The sequence below is a fragment of the Bacteroides caecigallinarum genome (assembly GCF_016901995.1).
In the GTDB taxonomy this organism is placed as follows: Bacteria; Bacteroidota; Bacteroidia; order Bacteroidales; family Bacteroidaceae; genus Phocaeicola; species Phocaeicola cellulolyticus.
In genome coordinates this window covers 1-17,325 of record NZ_JACJLE010000063.1, presented here as the reverse complement: position 1 = coordinate 17,325, position 17,325 = coordinate 1, and the positions used below count along the sequence as shown (strand labels likewise).

At 41.2% G+C, this 17,325-nt stretch carries 9 protein-coding genes and 1 pseudogene; 2 read left to right on the top strand and 8 right to left on the bottom strand.

The genetic code is table 11. The features are described from left to right. Positions 1-81 precede the first annotated feature (81 nt). Positions 82-399: pseudogene (locus H6A61_RS13565) on the top strand (glycosyl hydrolase 115 family protein); the annotation flags it as partial. A 14-nt stretch (positions 400-413) separates the two neighbouring features. On the opposite strand, the gene H6A61_RS13560 reads toward H6A61_RS13565, so the two are convergent. The 6 genes from H6A61_RS13560 to H6A61_RS13535 all read right to left on the bottom strand — a co-directional run bounded on the left by H6A61_RS13560 (position 414) and on the right by H6A61_RS13535 (position 13,419). Continuing rightward, positions 414-2,966 (bottom strand): ATP-binding response regulator, encoded by a 2,553-nt coding sequence (locus H6A61_RS13560; RefSeq protein ID WP_204394378.1) that lies wholly within the window; start codon positions 2,964-2,966, stop codon positions 414-416. A 104-nt stretch (positions 2,967-3,070) separates the two neighbouring features. Next, positions 3,071-4,390: an MATE family efflux transporter gene (locus tag H6A61_RS13555; protein WP_204394377.1), complete on the bottom strand. Its 1,320-nt coding sequence runs from the start codon at positions 4,388-4,390 to the stop codon at positions 3,071-3,073. Beyond that, positions 4,387-5,637 (bottom strand): M16 family metallopeptidase, encoded by a 1,251-nt coding sequence (locus H6A61_RS13550; RefSeq protein WP_204394376.1) that lies wholly within the window; start codon positions 5,635-5,637, stop codon positions 4,387-4,389. Before H6A61_RS13550 ends, H6A61_RS13555 begins: the two co-directional genes overlap by 4 nt. Before the next feature lie 6 nt (positions 5,638-5,643). Beyond that, entirely contained in the window at positions 5,644-6,486 is an 843-nt protein-coding gene (locus H6A61_RS13545; protein WP_430746815.1) for a peptidylprolyl isomerase, read from the bottom strand. A 26-nt stretch (positions 6,487-6,512) separates the two neighbouring features. Beyond that, complete coding sequence (locus H6A61_RS13540; RefSeq protein ID WP_239469226.1) at positions 6,513-8,837, bottom strand: BamA/TamA family outer membrane protein; 2,325 nt, start codon at positions 8,835-8,837, stop codon at positions 6,513-6,515. After that, positions 8,818-13,419, bottom strand: coding sequence for a translocation/assembly module TamB domain-containing protein (locus H6A61_RS13535; protein ID WP_204394373.1), 4,602 nt, complete (start codon positions 13,417-13,419; stop codon positions 8,818-8,820). The genes H6A61_RS13540 and H6A61_RS13535 overlap by 20 nt, the downstream gene beginning before the upstream one ends. 126 nt (positions 13,420-13,545) lie before the next feature. Here H6A61_RS13535 and H6A61_RS13530 point away from each other — a divergent pair, with 126 nt between their 5' ends. Beyond that, positions 13,546-14,451 (top strand): nucleotidyltransferase, encoded by a 906-nt coding sequence (locus H6A61_RS13530; RefSeq protein WP_154043382.1) that lies wholly within the window; start codon positions 13,546-13,548, stop codon positions 14,449-14,451. Positions 14,452-14,509: 58 nt separating this feature from the next. Here the strand turns inward: H6A61_RS13530 and H6A61_RS13525 are convergent, their stop codons facing one another. Both H6A61_RS13525 and H6A61_RS13520 read right to left on the bottom strand, forming a co-directional pair. Next, positions 14,510-15,571, bottom strand: coding sequence for a linear amide C-N hydrolase (locus H6A61_RS13525; protein ID WP_204394379.1), 1,062 nt, complete (start codon positions 15,569-15,571; stop codon positions 14,510-14,512). A 164-nt stretch (positions 15,572-15,735) separates the two neighbouring features. Next, positions 15,736-17,019 (bottom strand): voltage-gated chloride channel family protein, encoded by a 1,284-nt coding sequence (locus H6A61_RS13520; protein ID WP_204394364.1) that lies wholly within the window; start codon positions 17,017-17,019, stop codon positions 15,736-15,738. Between the last annotated feature and the right edge of the window lie 306 nt (positions 17,020-17,325).

Genomic DNA, 17,325 nt, shown 5'->3' with positions numbered 1-17,325 from the left:
GTAAAATGCTATATAACATATTTATACGTGTTTACATCGTAATAATTAAAAGAATTCTTCAAGAATAAATTAAGTATAGGTATACTAAAATCCTTCCTTGCTTTCATCCGCCATGAATATTCTATCGGTTTCAGAGGGTCAAAATCAGAAAGGGGTAACTTTAATGCTAATCTAAATGAAAACCCTGAGAACATATATACAATATATTATCCGACGGTAGCCCGTAGGGTAGTGGAAAACGAGGTGACATTGTCTCTCCCTACATCGGATGATGGAATGTATGTGCTTGATTTTATGCCACATGATCCTGCTGTTGTACTGGAGAAAATCGTTGTGGATTTCGGAGGATATGAAAAGTCATATCTGTATATGAACGAATCGGAATGTAGAAGAAAATAATCAGATAGAATTTATTATTTACTATCTGATTGTATAACCTCTATTGCCTCTTGTGCAATACGTATCACTGTATGGGCATGGGCCTCTGCTGTAGCAGGGTCCGTGCCTTTATTTTTATGTTCGTCAAGCCATTGTAGGGCAGGAATTGCTTCGCGTGCTTCTATCATAATAAACGTAGGGAGCATCTTATGTGCTATGGCACATATTCCTGTGGTGTCTCCTCTGTCAATGGCTTCATTCATCTTGATGATATTTTTACGTGTCTCTTCAGCAAACGTATTGAGTATGCAGCGTGCGGCTTCTTCATCGTCCATAGAAAATTCTGTAAGACGTGAAAAATTGAACGTTGTTTGTCTGGAAGAATTTTCTGTAATACTTTCTTCATATGGCTGAATGTTGTCTGAAGGTAAAACAGACTCCTTCGCTGAATCACTGATTTCTGACGTATCAATAGATGTCTTGTTTAGTGCCAGACTTATTGCGTTAATGATATCTTTGCGGCTGAATGGCTTACGTAGTACGGCTGCGAAACCTCTTGCACGGAAACCTTCATCATCCGGAATGGCACGTGCGGTGATTGCCACTACAGGGATGTTTTTTGCTTGCTCGCAAGAAAGTGCGCGTATTGCTTCCAGAAGATTGAAACCATCCATAGCTGGCATCTGGATATCAGTGAAGAGAATGTCAAATTTCTCTTTTCTGATACGTTCGAATACTTCTTCCGGATGCTGACAGCATACAATATCAGGCATTGCATCCTTGCTTGTGTTGGTAAGACTTAACAGCATGTCACGTGTCAGACCAAGCTGGATGCGGTCATCGTCTATTATGAGAATGCGTATCCCAGAGATGAACGATACAGGATTTTCAATTTCTTTTTCTTCTGCTGGCTTTTCGTGAATGTATGATGGCAATGGAATTATTACACTGAAACAGCTGCCATGTCCCGGTGTACTCTCTACATTTATTTCTCCGTCCTGAAGTTCAACTAATTTGCGGGTAATTGAAAGTCCCAATCCGAATCCTTCCTGTCCCTGTGCTCCTGGCAGACGTGTGAACTCGGTGAATATCTTTTCCTGCTCGGCCTTGCTCATACCGCAGCCGGTATCTTCTACGCTGAATGTCAGGCGTACACCTGAATATGAAACCTTTAAAGTGATACTGCCTTCGTTTGTGAATTTTAGGGCATTCGACAACAGGTTTTCCACTATTTGTCTTATGCGGAAAGGATCACCTTCAAGTGTAAGGTCTTGCTGTAAATCAGGAACGTATGACAGTGTGATTCCTTTCTTCTCAGCCAGTGGAAGGAAACTGTTGTATATATCTTCCATCAGTCTGTATGGACGGAACGCTACCGGATTAAGATCCATCTTTCCGGCTTCAAGGCGGTGATAGTCAAGTAATGACGTAACGAGGGCCAGAAGGTGTTGGGCAGAGTTCTTCATACTGTTAAGATAGAATGTCTGCCGTTTGTCTGTTATAAGACGTTCCAGCAGGTCTGTATATCCTATTATCGAGCCTGCAGGAGCCTTTATGTCGTGTGTAATGGTGAGCATCAGTTTCTCGCGTGCCATAAGCAGGTTTTCGGCATAGTCGCGTGCCTTTTCCAATTCATTCCTATAGTGATTGCTGCGTGTCAGGTCTCTCCATATTATCGTGAAGAATACCAGAACGAGTATTATTGCAGCAACGGATATGCCTGCCATTGCCAGAGCTGCATCGCGGCGTATGGACTGTTCGTGATACATACGTGCTGCCAAAGCTTCCTGTTCGTCTTGTTCTATGCTTTCAAGCAGTTGGTTTACACGTCGGCTTAGGTGGCTTCCTGCTATTTTCAGACGGTTTATTCTGTAACTTAGAGTACGAAGCTCATCCTGACGTGTTTGGAATACCTTGTCTTGTATTCCGGACAGCATTGATGCAATGGTGTCTATCGGACTGAATACCTGATCAATTGTGTCGGTGAATACTTCCTCAACTACATTGCTCACTTCCGTAGAGTCTGCTTTACCTGGAGAGAAAACATCTGCCAGGCGTCGGAAGAAACTTTTAGGCTCATGATGAATTGTATATGTGTTGTGATGTGTCACCACACGACGGCGTACATGACTTTCTGTAATGAGAGAATCATGTTCGTGCAGAAGGCTGTCAAGTTGCTTTCTGTAGATAATGTCGGTTGGAGTAGTGCTCATGGCCTCCAACACAGCCAGCATGTTACGCTCCTTGTCGCGTAAGAGCATGTTTACAGTGTCAATACGTGCCTGTTGTACAGTGTCGGTTAGCTGGTTTCTAAGAGTGTCAAGCGAAAGATGTACTTTTTTCATGGCTTTGGTGTAAAGCCAGATTTCATCCGAGCTTCCAGTACGGAGTGCCTGACCTATAACTTCAGTCTCGTATAACCGGCTTATGATATTGTGTGTCGTACGGCGGCGGTTATAAATGCTTTCCTCCAGTCCGGTAGGTTGCGTAAGGAGGTTCATCTGCTTATATACATATCCTATGGCTCCTAAGAGTAGGATAATCAGGATGATATATCCGAATGCCAGTTTGGTCTTGGTGGAAAACATGGGGTAATTAAGAATTAATAATTAAAAGTTATGAGTTTTCAGTTGTTAGTTGTTAGAGTCATGCGGCTGGAAACTAAAAACAAACAACCAACAACTAACAACTATTAAGCAATCGTAGTTTTTTTCCTGAAACGTAGCCAGTACATGATGCCTGCGCTGGTCAGTCCGAAAGGAAATGCCATCCATACTCCTGTTAGTCCTCCATCTAGAACAAAACCGAAAATATATCCGGCAGGCAGAGAGATTACGAAGTAGGCTATGAATGCATACAGGAGCATAGGTTTTACATCTGCTATACCACGCAATGAATTTGCGAAGTTTATCTGTAGTGCATCTCCAAACTGGTAGAGCAGGAACGGATAAATGACGCTTGCTACCATCTGGCTTACTTCTTCACTGTCTGTAAACCAGCCTCCGATGTGTTCCCTTAATAAAAATATAGGGATACCGGTCATAAGTAGCATTACCAGTATAATGTGGAAACCGTGATTTGCCGTACGGCGTACGTTTTCCATATCTCCTTGTCCGTGGAAATTACTTATCCTTACTGAAACTGCAGCTCCCATGCCATAATACATCATGAAACATACTTGCGATACGGCCATCATAATCTGATACGATGCCAGCTCCATACTTCCCAACCATCCTATCATGATGGCGCTGAGGCTGAATGACGCTGTTTCCATTCCCATCTGTCCGGCTATAGGCCATCCCAGTTTATTAAGGTGGGCAAATTCCGCTTTATTTATTCTTCCGCGTTTGAATCCTTCCTTGAACTCTTTGTAGCGGTCGGTCATGAAGAACAGCGTGACGAAAGCTATTACCATCAGGATTCTTGATGTGAGAGTAGAAATACCTGCTCCTGAGAGTCCCATTTCAGGGAATCCCAGTTTACCGTATATAAGGATATAATTACCTATGATATTAAGTACATTTCCACCCAAAAGAATCCACATCGAAACCTTGGTATCTGTTATTCCATCGGCAAATTGTTTGAAACCGTTGAACCATAAGACAAAAGGTATTGAGGCAAGCAGAATCAGGAAATATGGGCGGATGTACGGAATCAGTTCTTCCGGTTGTCCCATTCGTGGAATGGCTGCATAAACACATGCCATAACTCCACACACAAGTACGGCAAGCAGTGTATTGGCTGCAAGACTGTTCTTTAATGCACGGCCTACGTCACTGCGCATGCCGCGTCCGAACAGGCTACCCACAATAGGAGTAAGCCCGTACGAAAAACCTGTACTGAAGATTATTGCCAGGTTGAACATATTATTGACAAAACTTGCTGCAGCCAGTTCTGTAGTGCTGTGATGACCAATCATCAGTGTATCGGCAAATCCCAGTATTATAACTCCTATTTGTCCGATAACTATAGGGATTCCCAGTGCCAGAAGGGTACGGTAGTGTTGTTTCATTCTATTTCGCCTGATGCTTTTTTGTAATATAAAATATTGCTGTTAGTATTGATGAAGCACTTTCTTGCCATCTCGGTTATTTGTTCGGACGATACGGAACGGTACTTCCTTACTTCATCATTGATGTCTTCCGCTTTGCCTATAAGTTCAAAAAAAGCCAGATTTGTTGCTACGTTCAGATAATTTATATTGCTGAAAATCTGCTCGCTCTCGTATCTGTTTTTTACTTTCTCCAACTCTAATTCTTCTACGGGATGATTTTTCAGATCCTCAAGCTCTTCCCAAACGGCTTTCTCCGCTTCTTCCAGACTGATGCCGTCGCATGGCTTTCCTGTAATATGGAAAAGTCCGCTGTCTATGCTTCCGGAAATATAGGCATCTATAGAACTGAATATCTTCTTTTCAATTACCAGTCTTTGAATGAGACGTGACGAACGTCCGTTACAAAGAATGTCAGATATGATGTCGAATGTATGATAACTACTGTCTCTTCTTCCGCAGATATGGAAAGCCATGTAGAGTGTATCCACTGGAACATCACGGAATACAGTGACGCGATGTTCTTCTGTCTGAGGCTCTTCCTGTGGCAGTTCTCTTGGTTTGATGTCTCTGGCAGGTATATCTCCGAACCATTTTGCGGCAAGGCGTTTGGTCTCTTCGAACGTGATATTTCCGCTGACCGCCAGTATTGCATTATTTGGTGCATAGAAGCTATAGAAGAAGTCTTTCACCTCTTCCAGTGTAGCATTCATTATATGGCTTATTTCTTTTCCTATTGTAGGCCAGCGGTAGGGGTGTGTCTTGTATGCCATCTCCCTCAGAATGTGCGACACATCACCATATGGCTGGTTCAGGTTTCTTTGTTTGAACTCCTCTGTCACCACATTCTTTTGTATCTCAAGGCTTTTTTCATTGAAGTCAAGCGACAGCATTCTGTCGCTTTCCAGCCAGAAACCTATTTCCGCATTGTTGCAAGGCAGAGTAATATAATAGTTGGTTATATCGTTGTTGGTCCACGCATTGTTCTCCCCTCCGGCATTCTGTACAGGAGTGTCGTAATCAGGAATATTTATTGAACCTCCGAACATAAGATGTTCAAACAGATGAGCAAACCCCGTATGTTCAGGGTGTTCGTCTCTTGCTCCCACATCGTACAGAAGGTTCAGTGCCACCATTTGTGTAGTGGTATCTTCACTGTGTACAATGCGCAGTCCATTTTCAAGTATATGACGGTTTACAGTTATCATGTCTGTTTAATTAATCACTGTAGCTTTAAGGATACGGATATCTACTTTCGGACGGTCGGCACGGTTTGTTCCTACCTGCTCAATCTTTTCTACAACATCCATTCCGTCAATGACTTCACCGAATACAGTATATGCTCCGTCCAGATGAGGTGCACCGCCTATTGTGGTATAAGCCTGTTTCTGTTCTTTGGTATATCTCAGTGCAGGTTCTTTATCAACGATGTTTCGTGCTTGCGATTCGAGAGAGTCCTGAAGTTCAAGCAACCCTTCAGTATCGCCTGCTTTACGCATCTTGTATATTTCTTTCATGTGTTTGCGTGCCAGATTATTGAATACTTCTTCCAGGCGGGCTTCGTTCATATGGTTTTCCATATTTATCATTTGTGCCTCGCTGAATTTTCTTCCTGTCACTATATAGAACTGACATCCTGATGATTCTCTTTCCGGGTTCACTTCATCGCCTTGGCGTGCTGCTGCAAGGGCGCCTCTTTTGTGGAAAAGGTTTTTGTTGAATTCTGCAGGGATAGTGTAGCCTACATCACCGCTTCCCAGTGTTGTTGTGTCAGTAGCATTTTTACTAAGCGGATCGCCTGCCTGAATCATAAAATCCTTTATGACACGATGAAACAGTGTACTGTCGTATGTACCTTCTTTCACCAGTTTGATAAAGTTTTCCTTGTGTTTTGGAGTCTCGTCATACAGTTTCACTGTGATGTTGCCCATAGTAGTTTCCAGGCATACTAATGTTTCCTTTACATTTTCCATATTTATCTTTTTTTCTGATTTGCTGTTTCCTGCACATGCCGTCATGAAGATGGCAATCATTATAGTGATGAAAGTTCTTGTCATGGTCTTAAATTTTAGTCATTAATTTTTTAGAACGGATAACCTATTGCAAAATGCAGTCCCATTCCGTCTTTAAATCGTGGAATATTATAATATCCCTTCTTCCCTGTATCGTATGGCACGTGGAGGGCAATACCTAGATCTAAGCGTAGAACCAGAAAGTCAAGGTCATATCTTATTCCGGCACCTGTACCTAGGGCTATACTGTCGAAGAAATGATTGAATGTGAATTGTGCATCCGGTCGTGCAGAATCTTCCCTTAGTAGCCATACGTTACCGGCATCCAGGAAGACCGCACCGTTCAGGTTTCCGCCTGCAAATTTAGACAATATTCTGAAACGGTACTCCATATTGGCTTCAAGTTTTATATCACCGGTCTGATCGACGTATGAATATGTGTTGCTTTCCGAAGGACGATACCTGCCCGGACCTATTGAACGTATGGTAAATGCACGTATGCTGTTGGCTCCTCCTACATAGAATTGTTCCGTATATGGTGCTATCGTCTTATTACCGTACGACCAAATTATTCCTCCCATAGCTCTGAATGCCAGATGATGCATGTCGTTGAACCAAATTGTATTTCTTACTTCCGACGAGTATTTCAGGAATTGTGCGAACGGTGTACCAAGAAGTTTCTTGTCTTTCTCTGTAAACTTCTGTCCGAAAGCCGCATAAATCAGTGATGTCACGTTACCTGCACTGGTAAGCGAGTTTTCCCACCACAAGCGGTTCTTACGTTTGCGGAATGAGTTGTCGTATGTCAGAGTATATGATTGCGACGGGATGAACTGGTCACTCAAACTGTAGAACAGCATCGGGTTCTGTGCAGCTATCTGATTGAATTCATCCGTACTGTTTTGCAGCGTATTGAATGCCAGATTCAAAGGAGTTACAGAATGCTTTATACTCCTTTTAGGCTGGAAACTGTACGATACGGTTCCACCGAATGACAACATCTTGAAATATCGAGCTCGGTTAATCTGCTCGGCATAAACCTTGAAGTTGGTATTTGAAGGGAAACGGAACGGATCTATCCTGTTTTTTATCCATGGAAGGATAAGACGTGGAAAATCCAATGACAGAGCAGCTCCCAGTTCGTATGAATTCATCACAGAACTGCGTCCGTCAACGGTAGAGCTTGTCTGCCATTCATACGAACCTTTCAATTCCAGATTCAATGATGCTCCCATACGCATGAAGTTCTTTCTGGAAAGATTAAATTTGGCTCCCGGACCTGTCTGTTTCGTGTCTTTGGTCGTCAGGTTGAATTCCAGTTCACTGTCGTATGGTAGATCAAACATCGAATTCACTTTTATGTCCAGTGTGTCCGATCCGTTACGTGGCGTATATTGAAACTCGTTGAACTTGAATACGCCTAGTCTGGCAAGTGCTTCCTGGGTATAGTTCATCCTGAGTTGCGAGTAGGTCTCACCACTTCTGTAAAGGAATCTTTTCCTTAAAACGCCGTATCTTAGTTCCGGCTTTTCACCAAAATAATGTACGGTGAAGTCTCTAGCACAAATTGAATCGTCAGGCTGTTCTCCGTTGTATCCAATCAGATTAATATCGGTTTTTCCTATTATATATTTTGTCTTGGCTTCTTTAGGTGTGTTGCTCTTTGGTATAATCTTCAGATTGATATATCCGGGGCGCATAAGTGTATCTGCCAAAAATGTGATATATTCGCTGCGGAAGAAATAATACCCGTTATTCTTGAATAATGTAACAAGCCTTTCGCGTTCCTCGTTCAGACGTGTAACGTCAAAATTGTCATTTCTGTGTATCAGTCTTTCATCAAAGTGTTTTCTGATAAGCGAGTCGGCACGTCCTGTGAAACCTTCGTACAGTACGGTATCAATGTAATATGGTTTTCCCATATCAATCTGGTAACTCAGTTTTACGGCTCTTGGGTTACGGGTGCTATCTACAGTGTAAGTCACATTGCCGTTGAAATATCCGTAATCTTTAAGCAGATTGGATGCAATTTTTACTCGTGTGTCAGGGTTTACAGACGATACTGTGACAGGAGTGGCAGCCATTTTACGGAATATCCATCTTCCCAGCCCTTTTTCGTATTTCTGGAAATTATTGTATATCCATAATCCGAAAGGAATGGGAATTCGGTATTTAGCACTTCCAAGGAAAGAATTGTTAGGTGCAACGCTTACTGCGGCTGTCACCTCCTCAATAGTCTTTTCTCCATTGGCGCTTTCGTCTTTCTCGTTTATTTCTATTCTCTTTATACCGGTATAAAGAGTTTCGCCTTCAGGAAGATTTTTTGTGGTGGAACATCCTGCAAAGCCTAAAACGGCTATTAATGCCACAACTATGTTATTTATTCTCATTTTCATTTCCTTTTTCCTCTGTTTCATTAATCTTCTTTTTCTTTCTTTGGAATATAAACAAGTCCTTTATACGGCTCACTTTCTTTTTAAGAACGATACCGGCTCCTGTTTCTGTCACTTCTCCTTCAAGGACATTTGCATATTTTTTGTCGTGGAAAAGTTTGACATATCTGGTACCGCTATTGTCCAGTCTGTATTCCAATGATATATTGTCGATAAATGATTCGTCTCTCACTGCAGCATTTCCTGTGGAAATTTTTCCACCGATTACTACACGCACACGGTTGTTCCAGAAACGTTTTGCAAACTGGAAATTATAATCTGTACGTGTGTCGCCTGTCTCTGTCGCATTTGTTGTTTCCATACCCACACTAAGGTCAATTGTCTTTAGGGCATTTCCTGCAATGCTGTTTATTTGTCCTTGCAGATATGAGTTAAGCGCACTGTTGGCATCTAGTTTAGCTGTCGAACTGTCTGAAATATACATACCTGTTACGAGCATTGTAACCGCAGCCTTATTCTTCTGTGACGCTGACATTGCTGCCAGTTCATTTTGCATTGAACCGTCTTCAGGAGCTTCGATTGTAAACTCAAATCCCAGGTCGTTCAGCCTGTTGGTGATACTTACGCCCACATCAAAACTTACCATTCTTGCAGCCTGGCCTTCCTGAGTTACTGAAGCTCTTGTCCTCTCGTACGCCTGGATATTCAGTTTCGGGTCCATTACGTTTCCGGTCCATTCAATGTAGCTTCCTTCGCGTATTTTAAATGTCTTAAGCGGTATGACTGGCATTTCATATTTCATTTCTCCGCTCATCAGCTGGTAACGTCCGTTCAACAACATGTTTCCGTCGGGAGTATATTGGAATGCCAAATCTCCTCCACCTTCCACTTCCATATAGTTGGAACCGCTCTCGTTAATATCGACACGGCATTGTACAGCCTGGTCAATATGCAGGTTGACAAGCATGTCTATACCGCCTGGGCGCATTTCCTGAAGCGGTTTTCTGCGTGCGGAGGCTGTATCTGCAAAGTTTACGAATGTTACTGTCTCAGCCAGTCGGTCTTCCACCGTCAGAGGCGATTCGCGGAGTATGTATGTGAAATCACTGCTACCCAAAATATTGGCATTACCTTTAACCGAAATGGCGTCAGGTGTACCCTTTATGGTAGTGTTGAGGTCAATATACATTTTCCCGTAAACCATTGAAGTACGGTTTTTCTTTGAATTGAATACCTCAAAGTTTCTGGCAGTCATTTTCAAATCCATATACATATTCTCCATATTGGCAAAATCAACACTACCGTCTATTATATACGGATTTTTGCCTCTTGAGAATATGCTATATTTGTCAAACATCAGCTTGTTGTTCTTTACCGTAATAGGCTTGTTTTCAAATCTAAGGTTCATTGATGTCATAGGAATGAACACGTTTACGCTGTCGGTTGTGACACTTCCATCTATGACTGGTGCTGATGTTGACCCGCTTAAAGATATGTCTGCTCCTGCATACCCTTTCAACTGTGCCATTTCTTCCGGAACAAATGCTCCAGCCAGTGCCAGTGGAAAACGGTATATCGACAGGTGTGCGTTTACCTTGTCTTCTTCCTCTTCAGTAAGCGGTGTATTGTACTGTCCGTTGATTTCTGCCAGAGTGTTTCCATTATGTGTTATGTATCCATCCACATGATGACCACTGTTCTCCATAGGCAGATATACAGCACTCATAGTCCAGTTGCCAAGCGGCTTTCCTCCGTAGGCAAGTCTGTTCACATCTGTTTCGAATGCTGTCATGAACATATCCTCCTTCTGCTGTACGTAATGTGCTTCAGCATTAATTATACCTTCTACAGGTGGCATGTATGGAATGATACGTCTGAATTCACCGATATCAAGTTTGTTTATGTTTACAGTTACGTCTTGCAGCACGGTAGAATCTGGAACAGAGTAAATCTGCAATCCGGTTCCATTATCATCGTTCAGACGCATATTTGCATGTATCCTTCCTTTGTCGCTCAGGAAAATATAGTTTTCATCGTTCAAATGGAATTTTCTATATACCAGAATAGGATTTTCCGGCAACATATGCAGGCTTATACCTTTGTCTCTAAGTACAGCCTTCATACCGATCAGTGCCCCTGTTTGCTGCTGTGCATTATCATATTTCACAAGCATGTGTGCATTTTCGTTGAATATACCTCCATCCAACGCTATACTGAAAGCTTCCTGTTGCTTCGTCTGGTTGGCTTTCACTCCACCAGCTATTATTATTCCTGTAGAATCTTGTGAAGCACGGAAAGTTATTGTGTCCAGTCTCAGACTGTCCGTATGCAGACCATAGAGATATGCCGAACTGTTAATACCGCTATTTTCGGATGTATTTAGCGATGCATAAAGTCTCTTGAATCCGATATTCCTCATTTCCAGGGTATTTGCAAACGGATTGTCGTCGCCTGCAAAAAGCCTGAACGATGTTTCCGGCAACAATGTACGCAATGCTTCAAAATCCATCAACTTGTTTTCCCACTGTTTGGCTGCCAGTTCGGAAATCTTGCTTATTTTTTCCGTAACTTTATCTATTCCTCCCGTTGTACGCAGCAGCATGGTCATGTCACCCGAGTTTATATAAGTACGTAGGGAGTCCTCTGTCATACTGACACCGAAGTTCAGATCTTTCGTTTTGAAAGTCTTTTTTTCGGTCATAAGTTTGATGTTGTTTATAGACACTTTTGCACGATGCCTGTTATTCATATCTGTATGTGCATCAATGTCTATTATTTGTCCTATCTTGAACGGTTGTGCAATAAGTCCCAATCCATGCAAGTCAAGACGTTTGATATCTGTGCGCATTTGGGCCGCTATTTCTTTTGCGGAAATATCAGCATTCAGTGTGGAACCTATTTCCATGATGTTGTCGTTGATATTTAATGCTACAGACGACTTACAGTTTTCCAGTCCGGCTTTCATGTTTATTCCGGAAAAAGAATAGCTGGCATATTCAAAGCATGATATACCCGCTTCCATTTCCATTTTTGTATTTGGCGAGAATATATCGAAACCTTTTCCTTCCGCCATAAGTGAAGCTGTCACTCTGAACAGTGAATCCGACGGCATGAAGTTATGGATATTCAGTTCGTTGATATCCATTTTAGCGAAGAATGATTCTGTTTTTGGAATGAAGCCGGCGTTGAGATTTATCGCACCTTCACCTTGTGTCAATCCTAATAATGCGCTTATGCTGTCGTTCCTTATATCGGCACTTCCTTTTAAGACCATATCCGATGGGATGACTGCAGTTCCAATAAAATATTTAGCAAAAGCCATGTCAGGGAATACAGCATCCATATCCAAATGTGCAGACATTTTTGTACTGTCCGGTAAATCATTCACATATCCTCCTGCTGTGAATTTAACATGTTCCGGTATTTCTGCGCTTACGGCAGTAATTTTCATTTCGTTTATGCTTCCGTCAATACCGGCTCTTATCTGTATTGGTTCTGCAGGAAAATCTTTCTTTAAATCTTCAGGCATATCTGTAACGAACCTGAACAGGTCATTCTTTCCGATGTCTGCCATTATTCTGGCTGATATGCTGCCGTCGTTGTTGATCTGTGAGATGTTCCAGTCAGCATTTGCCTGTACAGAAAAGTACGAATCTGTGGTTCTCAGTTCCAGTCCGGAAATTTCAATTTTTTCATCATTGGCTGTAATTTTTCCTCCTGCAGATGTGATTTCCAGTCCTGAATGTTCTTTCATCTTGAAATCTTTGATCTCGGCATTTACTGCATTACCACAATAATATATAGAACTCAGGTCTATATTTAATCCGGCAAGAGATATAAATGACGGGTTGAAACCTTCAGTCTGCTGTTTTTCCCCAATAATATATTGTGCTGATGAATTGCTGATTTTGAATTTTTGCAAAGAATAAGCCTCTTTCTTTAAATCTACAATACCCTCTGTCAGTACAGCAGAACCAATGTTTATTCCCATGTCCATACTGTCTAATGGCATACTGAGATTTACGGCTACATTCTCAAAATTGGCCTTTTGCAGCATGAATTTCCAATACAGAGGCTCGCTGGCAGTTGTATCTGTGGCAGTTGTATCGGCTATGCTTATATCCACATGTGTATCCTTTATTATAAAGGAGTTGATTGTTGCCGTTTCCGGTGATAAGGCGACTCCGTGCGATTCCAGATAAAGCTCTCCCAGCTTGCCTTTCATCATGAATCCTTCAATCATGTCCTTTGTGTTGACGCTTACACTCTCCAGCTTTAAAGCATCAACTTCAATCTGTTTTCTGAACAAAGGTTTCATCTGAACCTTTAAAGTCATTTTCTCGGCACTTAGAAGAGTGTCGTTTTCCTGTATGGCAGTCACATTATGGATTCCCAGATTCAAAGGAAAAGAAAGTGAAATTCTTCCTACACTGATGTCCATACCTGTAGCATCAGAAGCGATTGATGCCGCCTTTCTTACAGCAAAGTTCTGTATAGGCGGTATATAGATTAATATTGATATAATTATAAATAAAGCAAATGGAATAGATATTATTATTCCACACCATTTTAAAAATTTCTTCATGTTAATGACAGTTTGTGATGCGAATATACTAAAAAAATAACTACTAATTAATATAATTTGTTCAAGAAGTACGTGATTAATAATAAATGTCTATCTTTGCATAGTTACTAACTAAAAATAAAACTTATGAAACCAACATTATTTGTATTGGCAGCCGGTATGGGAAGCCGTTACGGCGGTCTTAAACAGCTTGACGGAGTCGGACCAAGCGGTGAAACAATCATGGATTATTCTATTTATGACGCTATCCGTGGTGGATTTGGTAAAATAGTATTTGTAATCCGTAAAGATTTTGAAGATGACTTCCGTAAAATCGTTCTCAGCAAATATGAAAATCATATCCCTGTAGAAGTTGTCTTCCAGGCTTTGGATAATCTTCCAGCCGGATATACTTGTCCGGAAGGCCGTGTTAAGCCATGGGGTACTAACCATGCTGTACTTATGGGTAAGGATGTTATCAAAGAACCGTTTGCGGTAATCAATGCAGATGATTTCTATGGAAGAGACAGTTTTGCCGTATTGGGCAAATATTTGTCTGAACTTCCTGAGGGTTCAAAGAACGACTATTGCATGGTAGGTTTCCGCATAGGCAATACTTTATCTGAAAGTGGTTCTGTTGCACGTGGCGTTTGTTCTGCCAACGAAGAGGGTAATCTGACTACTGTAGTTGAACGTACTGAAATCATGCGTGTAAATGGTGTTGTAAGCTATAAGGACGAAAATGGTGAATGGGTAGGTCTTGATGACAATACACCTGTTTCTATGAATATGTGGGGATTCACTCCTGATTACTTTAAATACTCTGAAGATTATTTCACTGAATTCCTTGATGCAAATAAGGAAAACCTTAAGGCTGAGTATTTTATTCCATTGATGGTTAATAAACTTATCAATGAAAAGACTGCTAATGTTAAGGTTCTTGATACTACATCTAAATGGTTCGGTGTAACATATGCAGCAGACCGTCCTAGTGTAGTTGAAAAATTGCAGGCATTGGTAGATGCAGGTGAATATCCTTCTAAATTGTTCTGATAAGCAATTTTACAATATATAAACGGATTGCCTCTTTTCGGGGCAATCCGTTTTTTTTCTATTTGATTTTTATATTGAATACTGGCTGTTTTTTTTCTGTATCCATTGGTACAGCACGATATTTCACTTTCTTGAAATCAATATCTTTCAGATTAATACTTCTTATAGCACTGTTATACATTGTTCGGAAGTAAATCTTCAGATTGTTCATGTCGGTAGCCGATGTCCATTGTGTAGCACTCGGGATGTTTACCGGAACCTGTCCTTTCGCAAATTCTATTCCTACCGGAATATCGAAATTATTTAATATCTGAAATCCCTGCAGAACAGTTTCTTCCGAAGTTTCCTGTACTGGTGCCGTAGCCTGATAGAATGCAGCCCTTACAAATCGTGATGGGGGAGTGACATCTCCAGGTATTCCTAGGAAACCACTTCCGGCACCGAACTGTGACAACTCTGTTTCTCCAAGTTTTTGCGAAGGAGCCGAGCCCGGGAAGAGATTAACATAATTGTTCAGATTTGTCATCTGCCAATTGAAATCGGGTGAATTTGTGAGCACACCAAGCTTGTTTTCATAGAACACAGGCTTTCCGTCTATTATTTCAAGCACTATCTGTCTTCCTGTTGTGTCGGCAAATCTCCAATGTACAGTCGAGGCTCTTGGATCAATGGCTATAACATGGACTTTGCTAATTGCGTCTTTAACTTCTTCCACGTTTTTACATTCACCGAGAATCCATGACACGAGCTGAAGGTCGGCTATACTTTCTTCTTTATATGCTGCATTATAATCCTCATATTTACCATATCGTGGAAAATAGAATAAGCCTGCTGAAAGCCCTTTTTCGTTGAGCCCTTCGGCAATGAATTCCTTTTGCTCTACAGCCAGACCTACGTATCCGTATTTCGAAGTGAATTTCATACCGTCAATACCGCCTGGTATGTATGATTGTGCTGTATAGCCTTGAGGAACTATCACGTATTGGCTGTTAAGGTCGCTTCCTCCCCATTCAATTGTTCTAGCAAGGATTTTTGTACTGTCTTTGGCTGTAAGTGTGATGCCCGTACATGCATTAGCCGTATTTGTGCCTACTGCTGCAATGGTAGCGGCGATACACATTAATTTAATTGATCTTCCGGTTGTAAGAATCTGTTTTTTCATAAACTGTGAATGTCTTTGTTCTTTAATGATATTAAACAACAGAAATAACAGTTTTGTTGCTTATATCCTCAAAATTAAAGACTTTGTTGATAAAAATCAAGGATTTCTTTGAAAAAACAGTATCAGTCCAACATCTTTCCTTTTTTCTTTTTCCAGAAAATGATATGTTTCGGACTTCCTATAACTTGTGATGTGTAGATACCTGTATGTCCGGAGAACATATATGCAGTTACACATGCTATACCTATGTAAACAGCTGCATCAGCACCAAACAGCTCTATACCCATCAGAGTACATGCAATTGGAGTGTTGGTGGCGCCTGCAAATACAGCCACGAAGCCCAAACCTGCCAACAATGAAACATCCAATGGAAGTACGGCAGATAATGCACTACCCAAAGTGGCACCTACGAAGAACAATGGAGTAACCTCTCCGCCCTTGAATCCTACTCCGATGGTGAACGTGGTGAGAAGTATTTTCAGAAGAAAGTCATACCACATCTGCACTTCGCTGAATGAAGCTACTATTGTGGGTACGCCCAGACCTATATATTTGGTAGTTCCCAACAGATAAACACTCAAGGCAATGAAAATACCGCCTATAAATGGGCGCAGCGGTGGATAACTTATAAATTTTTTAGCCAGACCACCCCATATCTCTATGAAACGTGAGAATGTCATGGATGCCAGTCCGAAAAGGATACTTGCCACAAGTACAATCAATAACGTCTGTATGTTTATGTCCGGTGTGTAGCTGATGACGTAATGAGTATGTGCTATTCCCCAGGCATGACATGTTAAATTAGCAAAGAAGGCCGACAGGAAAACCGGAAGTATGGCATCATATCTCAGTCTTCCCACAATTATTACTTCAAGAGCGAAAACTGCTCCTGCCAATGGGGTACCGAAGATTGAAGCAAATCCGGCTCCTATTCCTATCTGTATCATTATCTTTCTGTCGTATGGATGCATTTTCAGCAGTCTTGACATGAAATCGGCTATTGCTCCACCCATTTGTACTCCCGTACCTTCACGTCCGGCAGAACCTCCGAACAAGTGTGTAAGTACTGTACCTACATATACCAGTGGCGTCATTCTGAAAGGAATGATATTTTTTGACGAACGTATCTCCTCTATCAGGAAATTATTGCCTTTGGCTGCCGTACCTGCCCAATAGTGGTACATCAGTCCTATAGCCAGACCCCCTAATGGCAGTAAGGCAATAATCCACAGATTATTCTCACGATAATCGGTCGCCCAGTTAAGTGATGCCAACAGCAAGGCTGATGCCGATCCTATCAGTGCGCCGGCTACCGCACCTATAATTGTCCATTTCAGCAAGTACCATAATATAGGCAATTGCTCAGGAGTTGTTCCTAATTCTGTAATTTTTCTGTTAAGTCTCATTTTTTTTTAAGGAATCAAATGCGCTGCAAAGTTAATTCAAATGATTAATATAATAACAAGATTATTATAACATACGGAGCCTTTTTTTAGATTGGATGACAGATATTTATATGTTATTTATAATCTATTGAGAGTCAATGGCTTGAAAAAATAAGTCTTAAAAGCTAATTAAAAAAATGTTTCATAGTCATGTAAAAATGATACATGAAACATTTTTTGTCTGATATGAAACATTTATTATAAATATCTTTGTTATACCATTATATATTTGCAACAGAATTTTAAAACAATTATTAATAATCTAAT